The organism is Parvibaculum sp. MBR-TMA-1.3b-4.2, assembly GCF_053628815.1.
The window spans coordinates 834,954-852,060 of record NZ_JBRJHC010000001.1 but is presented as its reverse complement, the minus strand read 5'-3'; the positions used below and the strand labels follow the sequence as shown (position 1 = coordinate 852,060).

General features: G+C 61.9%; 17 protein-coding genes and 1 pseudogene. 13 read left to right on the top strand and 5 right to left on the bottom strand.

The annotated features are described in order from the left end of the window. Positions 1 to 7 precede the first annotated feature (7 nt). From ACSSVQ_RS04235 to ACSSVQ_RS04220, 4 genes are all read left to right on the top strand, one after another. On the top strand, positions 8 to 1,135 hold the full coding sequence (locus ACSSVQ_RS04235; RefSeq protein WP_293323972.1) for an acyl-CoA dehydrogenase family protein: 1,128 nt from the start codon (positions 8 to 10) through the stop codon (positions 1,133 to 1,135). 91 nt (positions 1,136 to 1,226) lie between these two features. Next, positions 1,227 to 1,898 (top strand): hypothetical protein, encoded by a 672-nt coding sequence (locus ACSSVQ_RS04230; RefSeq protein ID WP_454180967.1) that lies wholly within the window; start codon positions 1,227 to 1,229, stop codon positions 1,896 to 1,898. Beyond that, a complete protein-coding gene (locus tag ACSSVQ_RS04225; RefSeq protein ID WP_454180966.1) occupies positions 1,899 to 2,231 on the top strand; it encodes a winged helix-turn-helix domain-containing protein in 333 nt (110 codons plus the stop codon). A gap of 4 nt (positions 2,232 to 2,235) precedes the next feature. After that, positions 2,236 to 2,790 (top strand): inner membrane-spanning protein YciB, encoded by a 555-nt coding sequence (locus tag ACSSVQ_RS04220; RefSeq protein ID WP_454180965.1) that lies wholly within the window; start codon positions 2,236 to 2,238, stop codon positions 2,788 to 2,790. Between the two features lie 9 nt (positions 2,791 to 2,799). On the opposite strand, the gene ACSSVQ_RS04215 is transcribed toward ACSSVQ_RS04220, so the two are convergent. Next, the gene (locus tag ACSSVQ_RS04215) at positions 2,800 to 4,314 is read right to left on the bottom strand and encodes a sensor histidine kinase (RefSeq protein WP_454180964.1); all 1,515 of its coding nucleotides are present in this window, start codon (positions 4,312 to 4,314) and stop codon (positions 2,800 to 2,802) included. Between the two features lie 192 nt (positions 4,315 to 4,506). Here ACSSVQ_RS04215 and ACSSVQ_RS04210 point away from each other — a divergent pair, with 192 nt between their 5' ends. The 5 genes from ACSSVQ_RS04210 (at position 4,507) to ACSSVQ_RS04190 (ending at position 7,978) form a co-directional block, all read left to right on the top strand. Then, positions 4,507 to 5,307: a crotonase/enoyl-CoA hydratase family protein gene (locus ACSSVQ_RS04210; RefSeq protein WP_454180963.1), complete on the top strand. Its 801-nt coding sequence runs from the start codon at positions 4,507 to 4,509 to the stop codon at positions 5,305 to 5,307. Between the two features lie 144 nt (positions 5,308 to 5,451). Next, complete coding sequence (locus ACSSVQ_RS04205; RefSeq protein WP_167094322.1) at positions 5,452 to 5,748, top strand: putative quinol monooxygenase; 297 nt, start codon at positions 5,452 to 5,454, stop codon at positions 5,746 to 5,748. A gap of 82 nt (positions 5,749 to 5,830) precedes the next feature. Then, on the top strand, positions 5,831 to 7,039 hold the full coding sequence (locus ACSSVQ_RS04200) for an acyl-CoA dehydrogenase family protein (protein ID WP_454180962.1): 1,209 nt from the start codon (positions 5,831 to 5,833) through the stop codon (positions 7,037 to 7,039). 1 nt (position 7,040) lies between these two features. Beyond that, positions 7,041 to 7,517 (top strand): GNAT family N-acetyltransferase, encoded by a 477-nt coding sequence (locus tag ACSSVQ_RS04195; RefSeq protein ID WP_454180961.1) that lies wholly within the window; start codon positions 7,041 to 7,043, stop codon positions 7,515 to 7,517. Then, the gene (locus tag ACSSVQ_RS04190) at positions 7,514 to 7,978 is read left to right on the top strand and encodes a DUF1801 domain-containing protein (RefSeq protein WP_454180960.1); all 465 of its coding nucleotides are present in this window, start codon (positions 7,514 to 7,516) and stop codon (positions 7,976 to 7,978) included. Before ACSSVQ_RS04195 ends, ACSSVQ_RS04190 begins: the two co-directional genes overlap by 4 nt. Here ACSSVQ_RS04190 and ACSSVQ_RS04185 read toward each other — a convergent pair. Next, positions 7,935 to 8,735, bottom strand: a complete 801-nt coding sequence (locus tag ACSSVQ_RS04185; protein ID WP_454184644.1) for an ABC transporter permease — start codon at positions 8,733 to 8,735, stop codon at positions 7,935 to 7,937. The two genes, ACSSVQ_RS04190 and ACSSVQ_RS04185, sit on opposite strands and share 44 nt — an antisense overlap. A gap of 144 nt (positions 8,736 to 8,879) precedes the next feature. Further along, positions 8,880 to 9,722 (bottom strand): annotated as a pseudogene (locus ACSSVQ_RS04180) (ABC transporter substrate-binding protein); the annotation flags it as partial. 355 nt (positions 9,723 to 10,077) lie between these two features. Between ACSSVQ_RS04180 and ACSSVQ_RS04175 the strand changes: the two are divergent. Beyond that, entirely contained in the window at positions 10,078 to 11,307 is a 1,230-nt protein-coding gene (locus ACSSVQ_RS04175) for an MFS transporter (RefSeq protein WP_454180959.1), read from the top strand. Between the two features lie 55 nt (positions 11,308 to 11,362). Here ACSSVQ_RS04175 and ACSSVQ_RS04170 read toward each other — a convergent pair whose 3' ends face one another. Beyond that, on the bottom strand, positions 11,363 to 12,265 hold the full coding sequence (locus ACSSVQ_RS04170) for an SDR family oxidoreductase (protein ID WP_454180958.1): 903 nt from the start codon (positions 12,263 to 12,265) through the stop codon (positions 11,363 to 11,365). A 183-nt stretch (positions 12,266 to 12,448) separates the two neighbouring features. On the opposite strand from ACSSVQ_RS04170, the gene ACSSVQ_RS04165 reads away from it, so the two are divergent. From ACSSVQ_RS04165 to ACSSVQ_RS04155, 3 genes are all read left to right on the top strand, one after another. Further along, positions 12,449 to 13,708, top strand: coding sequence for a NupC/NupG family nucleoside CNT transporter (locus ACSSVQ_RS04165; RefSeq protein ID WP_454180957.1), 1,260 nt, complete (start codon positions 12,449 to 12,451; stop codon positions 13,706 to 13,708). A gap of 45 nt (positions 13,709 to 13,753) precedes the next feature. Next, positions 13,754 to 14,365, top strand: a complete 612-nt coding sequence (locus tag ACSSVQ_RS04160; protein WP_454180956.1) for a glutathione S-transferase family protein — start codon at positions 13,754 to 13,756, stop codon at positions 14,363 to 14,365. A 294-nt stretch (positions 14,366 to 14,659) separates the two neighbouring features. Further along, positions 14,660 to 16,051, top strand: coding sequence for an MFS transporter (locus ACSSVQ_RS04155; RefSeq protein ID WP_454180955.1), 1,392 nt, complete (start codon positions 14,660 to 14,662; stop codon positions 16,049 to 16,051). 11 nt (positions 16,052 to 16,062) lie between these two features. Here the strand turns inward: ACSSVQ_RS04155 and ACSSVQ_RS04150 are convergent, their stop codons facing one another. Then, positions 16,063 to 17,103: an LLM class flavin-dependent oxidoreductase gene (locus ACSSVQ_RS04150; RefSeq protein ID WP_293323941.1), complete on the bottom strand. Its 1,041-nt coding sequence runs from the start codon at positions 17,101 to 17,103 to the stop codon at positions 16,063 to 16,065. Positions 17,104 to 17,107: the final 4 nt, after the last annotated feature.

Sequence of the window (17,107 nt, the reverse complement as noted above, 5' to 3'; positions counted from 1 at the left end):
GAGACCGATGGACTTTTCTTTTAGCGAGGAACAGACGCTGCTGCGCAACTCGGTGCAGGGCTTCCTTCAGGACAAATACGACTTTGACACCCGCCGCAAGATCGTGGCTACGCCGGAAGGCTGGCGTCGGGAGAACTGGCAGCAGTTCGCCGAGCTCGGCCTGCTGGCAGCACCGTTCCCGGAAGAGCTGGGCGGCTTCGGCGGCGCCATCGAAGCGATGATCGTCATGGAAGAGTTCGGTCGCCACCTCGTGGTCGAGCCCTATGTCGAAACGGTCGTGTTGGCCGGTGGTTTCCTGCGTGAAGGAGGCTCCGCCGCGCAGAAGGAAGAGCACATTCCGGGTCTGATCGGCGGTGAAACCGTCTGGACCTTCGCCTATGCCGAGCCGCAGGGCCGCTACAACCTCGCCGACCTCAAGACGACGGCGAAGAAGGACGGCGACGGGTACACGATCAACGGCTACAAATGCGTGGTCGTGGCCGCTCCCTGGGCCGACAAGCTGATTGTCTCCGCCCGCACCTCCGGCGAGCAGCGCGACGCCGACGGCGTGTCGCTCTTCATCGTGGACAAGTCCGCTGCGGGTGTTTCCACCCGGGACTATCCGACGGTCGACGGCCGCCGCGCCTCCGAGATCACCTTCGAGAATGTGAAGGTCGGCGCCGACGCGCTGATCGGCGAAGAAGGCAAGGCCCTGCCGCTGATCGAGAAGATCACCGACGAGGCGATCGCCGCGCTCTCCGCCGAAGCCATCGGCTGCATGAAAGAGCTGAACACCGCGACCGTCGACTACTGCAAGCAGCGCAAGCAGTTCGGCGTGCCGATCGGCAAGTTCCAGGTGCTCCAGCACCGCATGGTGGACATGTTCATGGCGCATGAGCAGTCCGTTTCCATGACCTATATGGTGAACCTGAAGCTGGCCGAAGGCGATGCGGAGCGGACCAAGGCCGCCGCCGGCGCCAAGGTGCAGATCGGCAAGGCGGGTCGCTTCGTCGGTCAGGAAGCCGTGCAGCTTCATGGTGGCATGGGCATGACCGACGAACTCAGCGTCGGCCACTACTTCAAGCGCCTGACCATGATCGATACCCAGTTCGGCAATGTCGACTATCAGCTGAAGCGCTATTCGCAGGCTGCGTAAGCACCTCGAGAATCACTTGATGGAAAGGCCGTAACTCCCGTTACGGCCTTTCTTTTTTGCCCCGAATCTCACGATATGGACGATGTCCGCAATGAAGTCGCTTGACCTTCTCACGCAATGTACTTTAAAAAACAAAGTACATTGCAGTCGGAGGAAAGCCATGAGTGAAGACCGCGCTCGAGAAGACATCGCCTTCATCCGGAATGCGCTGGAAGGCGGACGGACATACGCCCAGTTTCGCGGCCCCGATATCGCTGTTTGGGGCGCCCTTGTGGCTTTGGGCTATCTCGGCACCTACGCCTTTGTGGAAGGCCTGACGGGCATTCATCCGACCTATGTCTGGTGGACGCTTGTGGCTTTGGGATGGTTTTTCTCGTCGCGCCATTTCTGGCAGCGTCGGGCCGCCGGATGCGAGGGGGAGGTGCGTAGCGACGCGGCGCGCGTTCTCGGTGCTTTATGGCTCGGCTTCGGCATCACGATGCTCATTTTTGCACTGCTGAACGCGGTGACGACCCAATTGCCGGGCGACATGAATTTGGTGTCGGCGGGGCTGCTTGGCCTCTGCTTCTTTGCAACTGCCGCGGCAACCGGCATCGGCTGGCTGCGCTGGGTCGCGCTGGGCTGGTGGGTCAGCGAATTTCTTTTTGTCGCTGCGGGCGATACGGCGCTCTCGCTGCTGCTCGGGGCGGCGCTGATGCTCGGCCTGCTCAGTCTCCCGGGGCTTCTGCTCTGGCTGCGGCCGCTGTCGTCGCAGGGCCGATAAATGGCTGACTACGCGCACACTGCGATCGACGAGGTGCTGCAGGGGCGCGTGCGTCTTGCCATCGTCGCCTTCCTCGCGGGCGCCGGCCGTGTCGACTTCAGGACCATACGCGACGCAACCGAGACCACGGACGGGAATGCCAGCGTTCACCTGCGCAAGCTGGAGGAGGCGGGCTACGTCTCCATGGAAAAGAAGTTCGTCGGCCGCAAACCGCAAACGAGTTACGCGCTGACCGAGAAGGGCGGGAAAGCGCTTCGCGACTACGTATCCCATCTGGAAACGCTGCTTCCCGATGCCGGGAACGGCCAGGGGAAGGGCACTGGGAAAGGATAGGGCGATGAAAGAATTTCTGATCGATCTGTTCTCGACGCTGGTTTTCATCACCGTCTTCTTCGTCATCGGCGACATCTATATCGCAACCGGTGTGGCGATCCTTGCCGGCATGGGGCAGATCGCGTTCTTCAAGCTGCGCGGACGGTCGGTCGATGCGATGCAGTGGATGAGCCTTGCACTCGTCATCGTTTTCGGCGGCGCGACGCTCTATCTTCACGACCCGCGCTTCATCATGGTGAAGCCGTCCATCATTCACTTTGCGATCGGCGCCGTCATGTTGCGGCGCGGCTGGATGGGGCGCTATCTGCCACCGGTCGCAAAGAGCAACCTTTCCCGGTCCATGATCGACGGGTGGGGATATGCCTGGGCGGTGCTGATGTTCGCTCTCGGCATTGCGAACATCGTGATCGCCATGACCTTCAGTCCGGAAGTCTGGGGCTATTTCATTTCCTTCGGCGCCATCGGCGCGAAGCTCGCCATGTTTGCGATGCAGTATGCGCTGATGCGCGCGACCGTTATCCGCAATCTTCGGCGGGCGGCGCCTGTGTCGGCGGACTAGGCGGGCGTCTCAGGCGTTTCGGCGGTGATGGTCCCTGGGGTTGATCGCGTCGAGGCGCCATGCGGGTAGCACGCAATTTGCCCGCGTCCCTTCACCGGGCCGGCTGATGAGGTCGAACCGTCCGCCATGGGCTTCCATCAAGCCGCGGACGATGGCAAGGCCGAGGCCCGAGCCCGTGCCGGGCTGGGCGATGCCGGAAGCGCCCTGCGTGAAGGCCTCCAGGACCTTGTCGATCTCGCCTTCGGGAATGCCCGGCCCCTCGTCCTGCACACCGAAATGAAGATCGCCCGCCTCGTCGATATGGGCGTAGAGATGCACGGTGGAGTGGGCGGGCGAGAACTTGATCGCATTGGTCAGAATGTTGATCCAGATCTGGCGCAATGTACGTCCGTCCGCCAGGACGGGCGGAAGGTGCGGGGGAATATCTTCCGTGATCTCGATCTTCTGCGCCTGGGCGCGAATGTCCAGAATGCGGCGGCTGTCGTCGGCCAGCCCCTGGATGGTTACGGTCTCCTCGGAAATCTCGAAGCGGCCCGCCTCGATACGCGACAGGTCCAGCACATCGTTGATCAGGCCGAGCAGGTGCTGGCCGGACCGATGGATGTCCTCGGCATAGTCGCGATAGTTCGTCACGACATGCTTGCCGAGCAATTCGGTGCTCATCATCTCCGAAAAGCCGATGATGGCATTGAGCGGCGTCCGCAGCTCGTGGCTCATATTGGCGAGGAATTGCGACTTGGCCCGGTTGGCGTCTTCGGCCTTGGCGCGCGCACGGTCGGATTCGCGTTTGGCCTGGTAGAGCTCGTCGATCAGCGCGTCCTTGTCTCCCTTCAGCCGGATCGCCTCGATCACCGAGCTGTTGGTCTTGGTCGCGATCCGGACGACCAGCACGGAAAACATCACCAGCATGAAGGCGAAGATCGAATGCGCGACGTCACCATAGAGGAGAAGCCGGGCGGTCAGGGCCAGCACCATGGGCGGCATGCAGACCAGAATCAACGGCCGGTAGGAAGAGTTGATAAGCACGATCGGGACGAGCGCGAGCGCCATCACGCAGAGCAGGTAGGTCTGAAGGATCGGATCGTCCGGCACCCAGAAGAACCAGGCGAAGCTTGCAACGGCGGAGGAATAGCAGAATCCGATGAAAAGGAATTTGCGCCGCCAGTAGCCGATGTCGGAAGGGCCCGGTGTGGCCGCGAGAAACGCCCGGATCGTTCGCAGGCTGTACCAGTTGCACACAAAAGTGAGGAGGACGGGTGCGACGAGCCAGGGCCAGGCAAGCGTCCCCATGAGGCTGGCGGCATATATGGCCGCGAGGACGGGAAACGCATAGGGGAGCGGCATATCCTGCGCTTCGGCGACGATGCGCATCTGGGCGAACTCGGTCTCGGAGTCCGGTCGGGGGGCGTCGAGCTTGTGAGCGCGATAGAAGCTGGACAGGCGCGCCAACAGGCCGAAAGACGGCATTGTTCCCGAACCGGGCATATGCGCCTGGTCCGGGCGCTGTCCCGAAATCTCCGACATGCCCACCTCGTTGCCCGGCCGCGTCCCATTGCCCGGACGAGGCCTCCTTTTGTTGAATCGCATTGAGAGTGACGGAAATCTGTTAACAAGGCTTTCTGCGAGTTGGTTAATGGCGCTATTTGCGGCACAGTCTCCGCACCGAAATGGACCGTAAGAAACGGAAACGAAAACTTTGAGGAAGAAAGGCCCGTTATGAGCGAAGCGCTGCTGTTCGAAAAGGAAGGCCCGGTTGTCACACTCACCATCAACCGGCCCGAAGCCCGCAACCCGCTGGGCGCGCCGGAGGATGCCGGAAACTTCACCGAAGCCGTGGCGGCGATCAACGCCGACAGGGATGTGCGCTGCGTGATCCTGACAGGGGCGGGCAAGGCCTTTTCGGCGGGCGGCAATGTGAAGGCCATGCGCGAGGGCGGCGATGGCTTCGGCGGCCCGGGTGTCCATATTCGCGAACGCTACCGCAACGGTATCCACCGCATCGTCAAATCCGTCTGGGGGATCGAAGTGCCGGTCATCGCGGCGGTGAACGGCCCGGCCATCGGCCTCGGCAATGACGTCGCCTGCCTCTGCGATACGCGGATCGCGTCCGACAAGGCGGTCTTCGGCGCGACCTTTCTGAAGATCGGCCTTATTCCCGGCGATGGCGGGGCCTGGCTCCTGCCGCGTATCGTCGGCATGGCCCGAGCCTCCGAGCTGCTCTACACCGGCGACACGATCGACGCGGCGACTGCGAAGGAATGGGGCCTCGTCTCCGAAGTCGTGCCCGGCGACCAATTGATGGACCGCGCGCGGGAGGTGGCGGCCAAAATGGCCCGGCAGGCGCCCGATGTGCTGCGCATGACCAAGCAGCTTCTGCGTCAGGGCATGATGGTGAGCTTCGACAACATCATGGAGCTTTCCGCCTCCATGCAGGCGCTCGCCCACCACACGTCGGACCACAAGGAGGCGCTGGACGCCTTTTTCGAGAAGCGCGACCCCAGCTACCGGGGCGAATGAGGCCGACGCGGGGCGGATCGGGGGGCTTGTTCACGGATGAGCCCTGAAATGTCCGTCTTTGGGCAGGTCAATCGATTGAAGCGGGACGGCGGAGAGCCTAAAGTTCCCGCAACAACAAACAGATAAACAGGATGGGAGCGAAAAATGAGTGTGATCGGCATTCTGGCCACGATGAAGGTTCAGCCCGGCAAGGAAAGCGAATTCGAGAGTGTGTTCAGCGACCTGGCCAAGAAGGTGAAGGCCAATGAGAAGGGCTGCCTGCAGTACGATCTGTTCAGGTCCAAATCCGAGCCCACGACATTCTACATCTATGAGCAGTACGCCTCTCAGGCCGACCTGGAAGCGCATGGCAAGTCGGAATATTTCCAGGCCGCTTTCCCCGCGCTGGGTGCGACGCTCGCAGGCAAGCCCGACCTCCAGTTCCTGGACAAGGTCGAGTAAGGCCCTATTTGAGCTAACAGCTTTGCAAGGGGTGCGGCCCGCACGGGTGCGGCGCCCCTTCGATATCCGAAGGGAGTAACTCATGGATCTGGCATTCAGCGAAAAGGACGAGGCGTTCCGTCAGGAAGTCCGCCAGTTCATTGAAGAGCACTACACGCAGGAGATGCGCGAACTGCATGCGCGCTCCAAGCATGGCTACATCACCAAGGAAGCCCATGTGCAGTGGCAGAAGTCGCTCGCCAAGAAGGGCTGGCTGGCACCGAACTGGCCGCAGGAATATGGCGGGCCGGGCTTCACCCAGTCGCAGAAATACATCTTCAACGTGGAGATGGGCAGCGCCGGTGTGCCGCACACCATTCCCTTCGGTCCGACCATGGTGGCGCCCGTCATCATGAAGTTCGGCACGGAAGAGCAGAAGAAGCGTTTCCTCCCCGACATCCTGGAAACGAACGTCCTCTGGTGCCAGGGCTATTCCGAACCGGGCTCGGGCTCCGACCTGGCCTCGCTCAAGACCAAGGCCGAGGACAAGGGCGATCATTTCCTCGTCAACGGCTCGAAGATCTGGACCTCGGTCGCGCAATGGGCCGACTGGATTTTCTGCCTTGTGCGCACCTCCAATGAGGGCAAGCCGCAGCAGGGCATTTCCTTCCTGCTCATCGACATGAAGACGCCGGGCATCACCGTCGATCCCATCGTCTGCCTCGACGGCACGCCCGCGCCAAACCAGGAAGTGAACCAGGTCTTCTTCGAGGATGTGAAGGTTCCGAAGGAAAACCTGATCGGCGAAGTGAACAAGGGCTGGACCTACGCCAAATATCTGCTCGAGTTCGAGCGCGGCAATCCCTATTCGCCGGGCCTCTACAGCGCGCTGGAAGAAGTGCGCGAGATGGCGAAGGACATCGAGGTGGACGGCAAGCCGCTCGCCGAGGATGAAACCTTCCGCGCCAAATGCGCCGACCTCGAAAGCCAGATCACGGCGATGGAATATACCGAGCTGCGTATCTTCTCGGCTCTGTCCATCGGCGGCAATGTCGGTCCGGAAAGCTCGCTCCTGAAATGCCGCGGCACCGAGCTGCAGCAGGCCATTTCGCACCTCATGGTGGAAGTGCTGGGCGACTATGCGGCGCCGACCGTTGCAAATGGCATGATCGAGACGAACGAACCGGAAGTGGGCCCCAAGGGCGCCTTCACCGCAGCGCCTTACTACTTCTCGCTGCGCAAGGCCTCGATCTATGCCGGCTCCAACGAAGTTCAGCGCAACATCATGGCGAAGGCCGTGCTCGGCCTCTGAGTTGGACGGCACATTCGACATCGAACGGGCGAGCGCCGGAGACATTCCGGCGCTCGCTTTCGTTTGGAAGGACAGTTGGTACGAAAGCCACGCCGCGTTGAGCTTCGGCAAAGAGCCGGATCAGACCTATTTCGAAGCCCGTGCCGCCAAACTGCTGCCGGACTGCCTGATCGCCCGCAAGGAGGGTGAGCCGGTGGGCCTCGTGTCGTGGCAGGAAAACGAGCTCTATCAGCTATTTGTCTTACCGGGTGTCTATGGGGGAGGGCTTGCCGCCGAGCTTATCGAGCGCGCCGAAACGGCCATGCGCGAGGCGGGGCACAAACAGCTCTTTCTGCTTTGCCGTGTCGGCAATGACCGCGCGCGGGCGTTCTACGAGAAACAGGGCTGGCAGGTCGCGCAGCTTGCCGACTCGCCGGAAGGCTCCGTCATCGGCTATCTTGAAGATGCCATGTGGCGGATGGAGAAGTATCTCGCATGACCCGCGCAACAACGCTTCCCGCTATGTCCGCCGAAGTGGCGGCAGTATTCGACGATTATCCCGCGTCGGTTCGCGAGCGGCTTCTCCAGGTGCGCCGTCTGATTTTCAAGACGGCGGCCGAGACGGATGGTGTCGGCCCGCTAACGGAGACCCTCAAATGGGGCGAGCCGGCCTATTTGACGGAGGCAAGCGGCAGCGGCACCACCATCAGGCTCGGCGTACCGCGCGCGATGGAAGGGCGATGCGCCGTCTTCGTGAATTGCCGGACGACATTGGTCGATACCTTCAGGAGCCAATTTCCTGAAGCATTCGAGTATCAGGGAAATCGCGCCATTCTATTGAATGTGTCGGGCCCGCTGCCGAAAGAGCCGCTTGCGATGTGCCTGTCGATGGCGCTGACCTATCACCGGCGTCCCGCTAGCGCGGCGCCGCGTCCTGCTGTCCGCCGTAAGCCTGCGTAATGCGGTCGAAGACGATGGCGAGCGCCACGATGGCGACGCCCGCGATGAGGCCCCGTCCGATATCGAGCCGCTGAATACCCAGCAACACCTCCTCGCCGAGCCCGCGCGCGCCGATCATGGAAGCGATCACAACCATGGAAAGCGCCATCATGGTGGTCTGGTTGATGCCCGCCATGATGTTGGGGAGCGCCAGCGGCAGCTTGATGTCGAGGAGACGCCGTTTGTTATCTGCGCCGAGATCGGCGGCGGCCTCGACGAGACGTTCGTCGACACCGCGCAGGCCCAGATCGACAAGCCGGATCAGCGGCGGCATGGCATAGATGACGGTGGCAAAGACGGCGGGCACCTTGCCGAGCCCGAACAGCATCAGCGCCGGGATGAGATAGACGAAACTCGGCATGGTCTGCATCGCATCGAGCACGGGCCGTACGATACGCCGTGCCATGTCGTTCTGCGCGAGCCCTATGCCTATCGGTACGCCGATCAGCACGGAAATGCCGACCGAAATGACGATGAGGGCGAGTGTCTGGATGGCCAGATCCCAAAGCCCCAGAAACCCGATCAGCAGGAGCGTGCCGGACAGCACAGCGGGTAATATAACCCCGCGCGAGGCATGCCATGCGGCGCCTGCGACCAGTAGAATGAAAAGCCACCAGGGCAGCAGGCTGAACAATTGTTCGACTGTCAGGATCAGGGTCAGCATGACGGAACTTGCCGCCTGGAATGCATCGCCATATTTGGCGACGAACTGCTTCATCGCCTTGTTCACCCAGTCTTCAATCGGGCGCTGAAAGGTGAGGGGAAAGCTTTTCGCCTTCGCTTTGCGTTCGCCGGAAATGCGCGCGGCGATTTCGGGCGGCACCCATTTGCGCCATATGTCACCGCGTGTCGCGATGAAATGTTCCGCCGCCCCTGTCGCGCCTGCATCCTTGTGCGTCTGCATATAGGCAAGCGCTTGGCTCACCATCTGGTTGTTTGTCTGATAGTTGCGCAGAAACGCGACGATCTCGGGTGCTTCCTTTGCGAATTTCGCATTGGCACCGATGATAACTTCGACTTTCGGATAGGCGACGGGCGGGTTATGCACCGGATCGTCGTTGAAGGCTTCCCATGCGGCCTTGCTGTAGGGCGGTTCCTTCAGCTTGACGAGATCGTATTTGCCGAGGATCCAGGTCGGACCCCAATAATAGGCAAGGATGGGCTTGCCGCGTTGATAGGCGGACGAGATGGCGGCGGCCAGCGCGGCGCCGGTGCCCGGTCTGAAATTCGTATAGTAGCGGTCGAGCCCATAGCCTTTGAGCTTCTTGGTGTTCACCACCTCGCAGGTCCAGCCCAGAATACAATTGTAGAAGCGGCCCTTGCCCGGCTCCTCCGGATCGCGGAAGAGCTTGGTATATCGCTTGAGGTCTTCGACGGAGTGGAGGTTGGGCGCCATGGGCTCTATGCCGCGTGCCGGATCCCCCTCGATCACATAGCGCGGCACATACCAGCCTTGTATGGCGTCGGGGAAATTCGTGCCGAGTGAGACGACTTTGTCGGCGTTGAGCGCGTCATTCCACGGCTTGGTGACGTTGTCGCGCCAGACTTCCATCAGCACGTCGATATCGCCATTGGAAAGCCCGGTCAGAAGCGGCAGTGCCGACCCGGGCAGCACATCTGTCTTGCAGCCATATCCGCGCTCCAGAATGATGCGCGCGACCGCGGTATGGAAGGCGTTGGAATCCCAGTCGAGCCCGCCGAACATCACAGGCCGTTTGAGTTCGCAGGCCGCGGCGTGCGAGGAGCTGGCAAAAAGAGCGGCGGTAGCGATCAGCAGAACCGCGAAGAAACGAATATGTCGAAAAGGCATGGTTGAACTATAGGGAGAGGGGGGCCAATGGCAAACCGGGGCTTGCCACAAGACTTATTGCGGCATTAAGCTGTGCCGTCCTTTCGGGAGTATGACCGATGCGTAATGCATCCAACATTCGGATAGTTCGTCCAGCCGCTCGCTAAGAGCGCTCCGGTCACGATTCAGTTCGTGTTTCGGGGTGTCGCGGTCCGCCTTTCCGGTGGATGTTGCTCCCTCCGCATAAAGCGGAAAAAGTGATTCTCATAAAATGACTGCTCAATCTCGTCCGGCGCCGGTCATCGGTGTCCTGTTTCCCCTGTCGGTCGTGTTCTTCGAGTTTGCGACCTTCATCTCGAACGACATGATCATGCCCGGCATGCCCGCCGTGGCACATGACCTCGGTGCGCAATCCGTCGGCGTGATTTCGCTCGCCTTGTCTGCGGCGTTGATGGGCAATATCGGCACGCAATGGTTGCTGGGCCCGCTTTCGGATGCGCTCGGGCGGCGGCCGGTCTTTCTCGCGGGTGTCGTAATCTTCACACTGTCCTGCTTTGCAGGCATGGCGGTCGAAAGCATGTGGCAGTTCATCCTGCTGCGCGCGGTGCAGGGGGCGGGCGGCGCCTTCACCATGGCGGTCGGTTATCCGGCCATTCAGGAAGCGTTCGAGGAAAAGCGCGCGGTCCGCACCATCTCGCTCATGGCGAATGTGTCGCTGCTCGCCCCCATTCTCGGCCCGGTGGCGGGTGCACTCGTCGTAACGGTGTTCTCCTGGCGGGTGATCTTCCTTCTCATCGCCCTTGTATCGCTTGTCGCCTTTGCGGGGCTCTGGAAGAGCATGCCGAAATCGCGTCAGCGCACATTGAGCTTCCGCTTCCATATCGTCCGCACGCTGCGGGGCTACCGGCGGTGCTTGATGAACCGGGAACTGCTGTCCGGTTCATTCGCGCTCGGCTTCATCTTCGGCATGCTGATGATCTGGATTGCGTTGAGCCCCATCGGCCTGATCGAGAGGCAGGGGCTGACGCCGCTATCCTATGCGCTATGGCAATTGCCCGTTTTTGCAGGCCTGGTCGGCGGCAATCTGCTGCTCTCCCAGATCGTCTACCGCGTCGAAATCGAGCGGCTGATCGCCATATCCATTTCCTGCATCACGACCGGCGCCGTGCTGGCCGTGGCGCTGACCTGGGGAAACCAGGATTTTCGCTGGCTCATACCCGGCGTCACGATCAGTTCCTTCGGTATGGGGATCGGCTTCGGCGGCCTCATGCGCCGCACGCTTTTCGCCGTGCCGGGATCGAGCAAGGGCGCGGTCGCCGCTTTCATCAACACGGTCTTCATGTTCGTGGGGATCGCGCTGGTGGAGGGCTGCAAGCACTTCTATCTCGTCTACGGCATGGAGGCGATAGCGGCCACGCTGGGATTTTGCGCGGCGGGCGCAATGGTGTCGCTTGCCGTGAGGCGGAACGCGCGGAGCGGTCTTGCTGTTAGTGCCGACTGAAACGAAAAACCCCCGGCCGTGAGGCCGGGGGTCCGTCTTGCGACCGAAAGAGAAATCAGTCTTCGGTGGCGAGCTTCAGCACCTTGCCGGTCTGCTCGCCGCCCATGAAGTACGGCTGGGCGCCCTTCATGTCGGTGATCTTTTCCCAGTTTTCGAGAACCTTCTCGGCGGTGAGGCCTTCGCGGCCCAGGAACACGCCTTCCGATTCCATGATCTGCGCGGCGGAGAAGACGCCTGCGCCTGCCAGCAGGATCGTGCCCGTCGGCGCATCTTCCGACACCAGCACCATCACGCCCGGCGACACGCTTTCCGGCGTGAACATCTGCTCGGCTTCCGGCGGGAACAGGTCGGAGGTCATGCGCGTGAAGGCAACCGGCGCCAGCGCGTTGCAGCGGATGTTGTCCTTCTGGCCTTCCAGCTTCAGCGTGTTGATGAAGCCGACAACGCCGAGCTTGGCCGCGCCGTAATTGGTCTGGCCGAAATTGCCGTAAAGGCCCGAGGTGGAGGTCGTGACCATGATGCGGCCGTAACCCTGTTCCTTCATGATCGGCCAGACAGCCTTGGTCGGCTTGACCGTGCCCATCAGGTGCACATCGACCACGAGCTGGAAGTCGCCGATTTCCATCTTGGTGAAGCTCTTGTCGCGCAGGATGCCGGCATTGTTGACCAGGATATCGATGCGGCCGAAAGCGTCGACGGTCTGCTTGACCATGTTGGCCACGCCTTCGTCGTCGGTCACGGAGGAGCCGTTGGCGATGGCTTCGCCGCCGGCCGCCTTGATTTCCTCGACGACCTTGTTGGCCGCGTCCGACGAGCCGCCGGCGCCCGTGCGGTCGCCGCCGAGATCGTTCACGACAACCTTGGCCCCGCGACGGGCAAGTTCCAGCGCGTGAGAACGGCCCAGGCCGCCGCCGGCGCCGGTGACAATGGCTACCTTGCCATCAAAACGAATGCTCATCGGTTGAGTCTCCCTGTGAAAGTCCTGTGAAGGTCATTGAAGCCCTCGGCGCGGCTTTTTGGGCTGGCCGCTCCCGAATTTGACCGCTTTTGTGCACAATGCGGCATAGACGGTCAAGCGAGGGCCGTCGCCGGAGCGCGGGGCGGGGGGCGATCCCGCGCATTTGTGTGAAAGAGGGGCAGAATGTCGCTGGGGATTTTGCAGAGCGTCCTGGGGCTGGGCGCGATCGTGGGGCTTGCCTGGGTGATGAGCGAGAACAGGCGGTCCTTCCCGCTGGGGACCGTGCTGATCGGCATTGCGATCCAGCTCGGGCTGGCGCTGCTGCTCCTCAAGGTGCCGCTGGCCCGACAGGGCATATTGGCGCTGAACGGCGTGGTGACGGCCCTGACCGACGCCACGCAGGCCGGCACCAGCTTCGTGTTCGGCTATGTGGGCGGCGGGAAAACGCCCTTCGAGGTCACCGACCCGGCCAACGCCTATTCGCTGGCCTTTCAGGCGCTGCCGCTGGTGCTGGTTATTTCCGCGCTTTCCGCGCTGCTCTGGTACTGGCGGGTGCTGGACTGGGTGACGAAGGGCTTTTCGGCCCTCCTGCAGAAATCCATGCAGCTTGGCGGGGCGGTGGGGCTCGCCACGGCCGCCAACGCCCTGCTCGGCATGGTGGAGGCGCCGCTTCTCATCCGGCCCTATCTGCAGAAGCTTTCCCGGTCGGAACTCTTCATGGTGATGACGGTCGGGCTCGCCACCGTGGCGGGCACCGTTCTCGTGCTCTATGCGAGCTTCCTGCAGAACACGGTGCCCGGCGCGCTGGGCCACATTCTGGTCGCATCGCTCATTTCGTTACCCGCCGCCATCCTGATTGCCCGGGTCATGCTGCCCGAGGAGCATGGCGAGGTGCCGACCGGCGTGGGCGACGACGTGCCCTATCTGGAATATGAGAGCAGCATGGATGCGGTGACGCAGGGCACGATGGAGGGGCTGAAGCTGCTGCTCAACATCATGGCCATGCTGGTCGTCATGGTGGCGCTAGTGGCGCTGGCAAACATCCTGCTGGGGCTTCTACCCGACGTGGCAGGTATGCCGCTCACCGCGCAGCGCATCATGGGCTGGGTGTTCTCGCCGCTCGTCTGGCTGATGGGCGTGCCTGTAAGCGAGATGCAGACGGCCGGGCAGCTCATGGGCGAAAAGACGATCCTGAACGAATTCATCGCCTATGTGGATCTGGGCCATCTGGCCCCGGGAACCTTGTCGCCGCGCTCCACCCTCATCATGGTCTACGCCATGTGCGGCTTCGCCAATTTCGGGTCGGTGGGAATCATGATCGGCGGCATGACGGCCATGGTGCCGGAAAGGCGTGCGGAAATCGTGTCCTTGGCCTTGCGCTCGCTCGTTTCGGGCACGCTCGCGACATCCATGACAGGCGCCATTATCGGCATCGTGACCTGACCGGCAGGAGGAGGCCGCGCCAGGCGATCAACAGGGAGAACTGTCTTGAAGCTCTATAATTCCGCCATGCCGGCGCCCAATCCGCGCCGCGTGCGCATTTTTGCCGCCGAAAAGGGCATCGACCTGCCGCTGGAAGAGGTCTCGATTCCAAAACGCGAGCACAAGTCCGACGCCTTTTTGCAGAAGAATTCGCTGGGCCAGACGCCGGTTCTCGAACTGGATGACGGGACGACCATCTGCGAGAGCATCTCCATCTGCCGGTATCTGGAAGAACTTAATCCCGAAAATCCGCTCTTCGGCCGAAATGCGCTGGAAAAGGCCGCGGTCGATATGTGGCTTCGGCGCGTGGAATTCATCGTGATGGGGCCGGTGGGAAATTTCTGGCGCCACGCGCATCCGTTTACCGCCAGGGTGGTGAAGCAGTTCAATGATTTCGGCGAGTCGAACAGGGAAGCCGCCGCGAAGGCCTTCAACTGGCTGGACGGCGAAATCGGCTCCCGGGAATTCATTAGCGGCGACAGCTACAGCATGGCCGATGTCGCAGCGCTCTGCACAGTCGATTTCGCAGGGTTTACGGGGCTGGAAATGCCGGAAGAGGCTGAAAACCTGCGCGGCTGGCACAAGCGGGTTTCTGCGCGCCCGAGCGCGGCCGCATAAGGCCGCCGGGAGGAGGACAGGTGCACAAAGGACGGCGCCCACGGGGTACGGAATGGACGCCGCCCTGAGTGCTCCTGCCGGTAGCGAGCGCTTCCCGGCGGGAACCCTGACCCTGGGTCACTGGCTGGGGGGCTGTGACCCGTTGGATGTAGGCACCTTAGGATCCGTCACCTGAACGCAAGCTGAACCGGATGGAGAGCCGTCGTTCAGTTTCCGCTGCTTGCAGTAGGCTGTTAAATTAGTAATAGTTACTTACTAAACCGCTTGGGAGAGCGGTACGAAGAGGGAGGAGATATGACGCCGGAAGAAGAAACCGGGCCGAGCAGGGGCCGGCTGATCGCCTATGGGCAGATCGTCGTTCCTCTGGCTGTGATCGGCTTGCCGGTCGCCATTTATATTCCGCCTTTCTATTCGCAGACATTGGGGATCGATCTCGCCCTGGTCGGATTCATCCTCATGCTGGCGCGGCTGAGCGATGTGGTGACGGACCCGTTGATCGGCCGCCTTTCCGACAGGACGCGCACGCGCTGGGGCCGCCGCCGCCCATGGATCCTTGCCGGGGTGCCGGTGATGATGGTCTCCGCGGTCATGCTGTTCGCTCCCATGGGCGCCGTCTCGTCGGGCTATCTCCTCTTGTGGATCTGCGCGATCTATTTCGGCTTCACCCTCATCACGATTCCCTATGGGGCTTGGGGCGCAGAACTCGCGACGGAGTACCACGCGCGCAACCGCATCACCGGCAGCCGGGAAATCTTTCTGCTGGCGGGGCTCCTGATCGCGATCACGCTGCCGATCATCGGCGCTTTCATGGCGGGCGAGCAGGATGGCGCGGCGTCGAAAGCCGCCATGGCTCCGCTCGCATGGTTCACCGTGCTGCTGCTTCCGGTCTGCACCTTCGTGCTTTTTCGTTACGTGCCGGAACCGACACCGCATGAATACAAACACGTGCCCTTCGCCAGCGGTGTGCGCAAGGCCCTCAAGAACGGCCCCTTCCGCCTGATCCTGGTGACCTCGAGCCTCGGCGCGCTGGCCGGTTCCATCAATGCCGGTGTCGCGATCCTGTTCTACGAACATCTGGCCGGGATCGGTAAAGCCGGAACCATCCTCATTTTTGCGCTTTTCGCCGCGGGCGTCGTGGGGTCCCCCTTCTGGGTGACGCTGGGCGGGCGCATCGGCAAGCACATGGCCATCGTCGTGGCAGGGGTCATCTCCATGGCCGCCTTCGCCTGTGTGCCCGTCGTCATCTACTGGGTGAAGCCGCAAGCGCCGGAGCTTGTTTTCTGGTGCCTGCTCGGTATCACGCTGCTGCAAGGGATCACGATCGGCGCAGCACCGATCATGGGCGCCTCGATCATGGCCGATGTCGTCGATCTCGACACGTTGCGCAATGGCGAGCAGCGCACGGCCTTTCTCTTTTCCTTCATGTCGATGGTACGGAAAATCTTCGAGGCCGTGGGCGTGGGGATCGCATTGCCGGTCATTTCATGGGCGGGGTTCAATCCGCAATCCGACCACAATTCATCAACGGCCCTTTTTGCGCTGCTGGCCATGTATTGCCTGGTGCCGCTTGTGCTTTGGCTTGCCTCGATCCTGGTAATCTCACGCTATCCGATTACCAAGGAACGGCAGGTCCGGTTGAGGACCGCGCTGGAAAAGAAGCTCGCAAGACAGGCTGCGAAGGGGTAGGGCGCAGGAGCTCAGCCCGCGTCCTGAAGGGCAAACGCCTCCGACAGAAGCTCGTATGAGCGCAAACGATCCTTCTGGTCATAGGTGATGGTGAGGATCACGAAATCGTCCACGCCATATTCCTCGCCCATCTGCAGTAGCTTTGCGCGGACCTGTTCCGGCGATCCGGTGATGCCGCGCTGCTTGATGCCTTCCAGCATCAGCTTGTCATCTTCCGTATACGGATAGGAAAGCGCTTCCTCGACGGAGGGAAAAGCGCCCGCCCGGTTCTGCAGCAGATGCATCACCCAGAGATTGCGCGAAGAGGCGATGCGCTGGGCTTCCTCTTCCGTATCGGCCACCGTGATGGAGACGCCGATAGAGGCATGCGGGGAAGAAAGGTGACGCGACGGACGAAACGCCTTCCGGTAGAGGTCGATCGGTCCCGGACCTGCATCCTGATTGATGAAATGGGCGAAACTATAGGCCATGCCGAACTGCGCCGCGATGGCCGCGCCGTCGCCGCCCGAGCCGAGCATCCAGAGTTCGGGCATGCCGGGGCCGCGCGGAGAGGCATGAATGCCGAGATAGGGGTGCTCGGAGGGAAAACCGCCATTCTCGCCCGCCAGCCCGTTGGAATCCTCCAGGAACTGGATCAGCAGTTCCACCTGCTGCGGAAAGACGCTGATGTCATAGGCCTGCGGACCCGGCTGCAAGGCGCGTGTGGTGCGCATGTCCCCGCCCGGTGCGCGGCCCATGCCAAGGTCGATGCGCCCGGGATAGAGCGTTTCCAGAAGGCGGAAGCACTCGGCGACTTTCAGTGGGCTGTAATGCGGCAGCATCACGCCCGCGGACCCGACACGGATGCGGGACGTTTCCGCCGCGATACGCGCGATCAGCACTTCCGGCGCGGAGCCGGCGAAGGATTTCGTGTTGTGGTGTTCGGCCATCCAGTAGCGCGCATAGCCGAGCTTGTCGGCATGTTTCGCCAGTTCGATCGTATTGGCGAGAGCTTCCGCAGCGTTGCCGCCTTTGCGGATCGGGGATTGATCGAGAACGCTCAGGCTGACCATGTTT

Bases quoted from the DNA above. Each gene is read 5' to 3' on its own strand.
- ACSSVQ_RS04235 (WP_293323972.1), top strand. From the start codon at position 8: ATGGACTTTTCTTTTAGCGAGGAACAGACGCTGCTGCGCAACTCGGTG.
- ACSSVQ_RS04230 (WP_454180967.1), top strand. From the start codon at position 1,227: ATGAAGTCGCTTGACCTTCTCACGCAATGTACTTTAAAAAACAAAGTA.
- ACSSVQ_RS04225 (WP_454180966.1), top strand. From the start codon at position 1,899: ATGGCTGACTACGCGCACACTGCGATCGACGAGGTGCTGCAGGGGCGC.
- ACSSVQ_RS04220 (WP_454180965.1), top strand. From the start codon at position 2,236: ATGAAAGAATTTCTGATCGATCTGTTCTCGACGCTGGTTTTCATCACC.
- ACSSVQ_RS04215 (WP_454180964.1), bottom strand. From the start codon at position 4,314: ATGTCGGAGATTTCGGGACAGCGCCCGGACCAGGCGCATATGCCCGGT.
- ACSSVQ_RS04210 (WP_454180963.1), top strand. From the start codon at position 4,507: ATGAGCGAAGCGCTGCTGTTCGAAAAGGAAGGCCCGGTTGTCACACTC.
- ACSSVQ_RS04205 (WP_167094322.1), top strand. From the start codon at position 5,452: ATGAGTGTGATCGGCATTCTGGCCACGATGAAGGTTCAGCCCGGCAAG.
- ACSSVQ_RS04200 (WP_454180962.1), top strand. From the start codon at position 5,831: ATGGATCTGGCATTCAGCGAAAAGGACGAGGCGTTCCGTCAGGAAGTC.
- ACSSVQ_RS04190 (WP_454180960.1), top strand. From the start codon at position 7,514: ATGACCCGCGCAACAACGCTTCCCGCTATGTCCGCCGAAGTGGCGGCA.
- ACSSVQ_RS04185 (WP_454184644.1), bottom strand. From the start codon at position 8,735: ATGAAGCAGTTCGTCGCCAAATATGGCGATGCATTCCAGGCGGCAAGT.
- ACSSVQ_RS04175 (WP_454180959.1), top strand. From the start codon at position 10,078: ATGACTGCTCAATCTCGTCCGGCGCCGGTCATCGGTGTCCTGTTTCCC.
- ACSSVQ_RS04170 (WP_454180958.1), bottom strand. From the start codon at position 12,265: ATGAGCATTCGTTTTGATGGCAAGGTAGCCATTGTCACCGGCGCCGGC.
- ACSSVQ_RS04165 (WP_454180957.1), top strand. From the start codon at position 12,449: ATGTCGCTGGGGATTTTGCAGAGCGTCCTGGGGCTGGGCGCGATCGTG.
- ACSSVQ_RS04155 (WP_454180955.1), top strand. From the start codon at position 14,660: ATGACGCCGGAAGAAGAAACCGGGCCGAGCAGGGGCCGGCTGATCGCC.
- ACSSVQ_RS04150 (WP_293323941.1), bottom strand. From the start codon at position 17,103: ATGGTCAGCCTGAGCGTTCTCGATCAATCCCCGATCCGCAAAGGCGGC.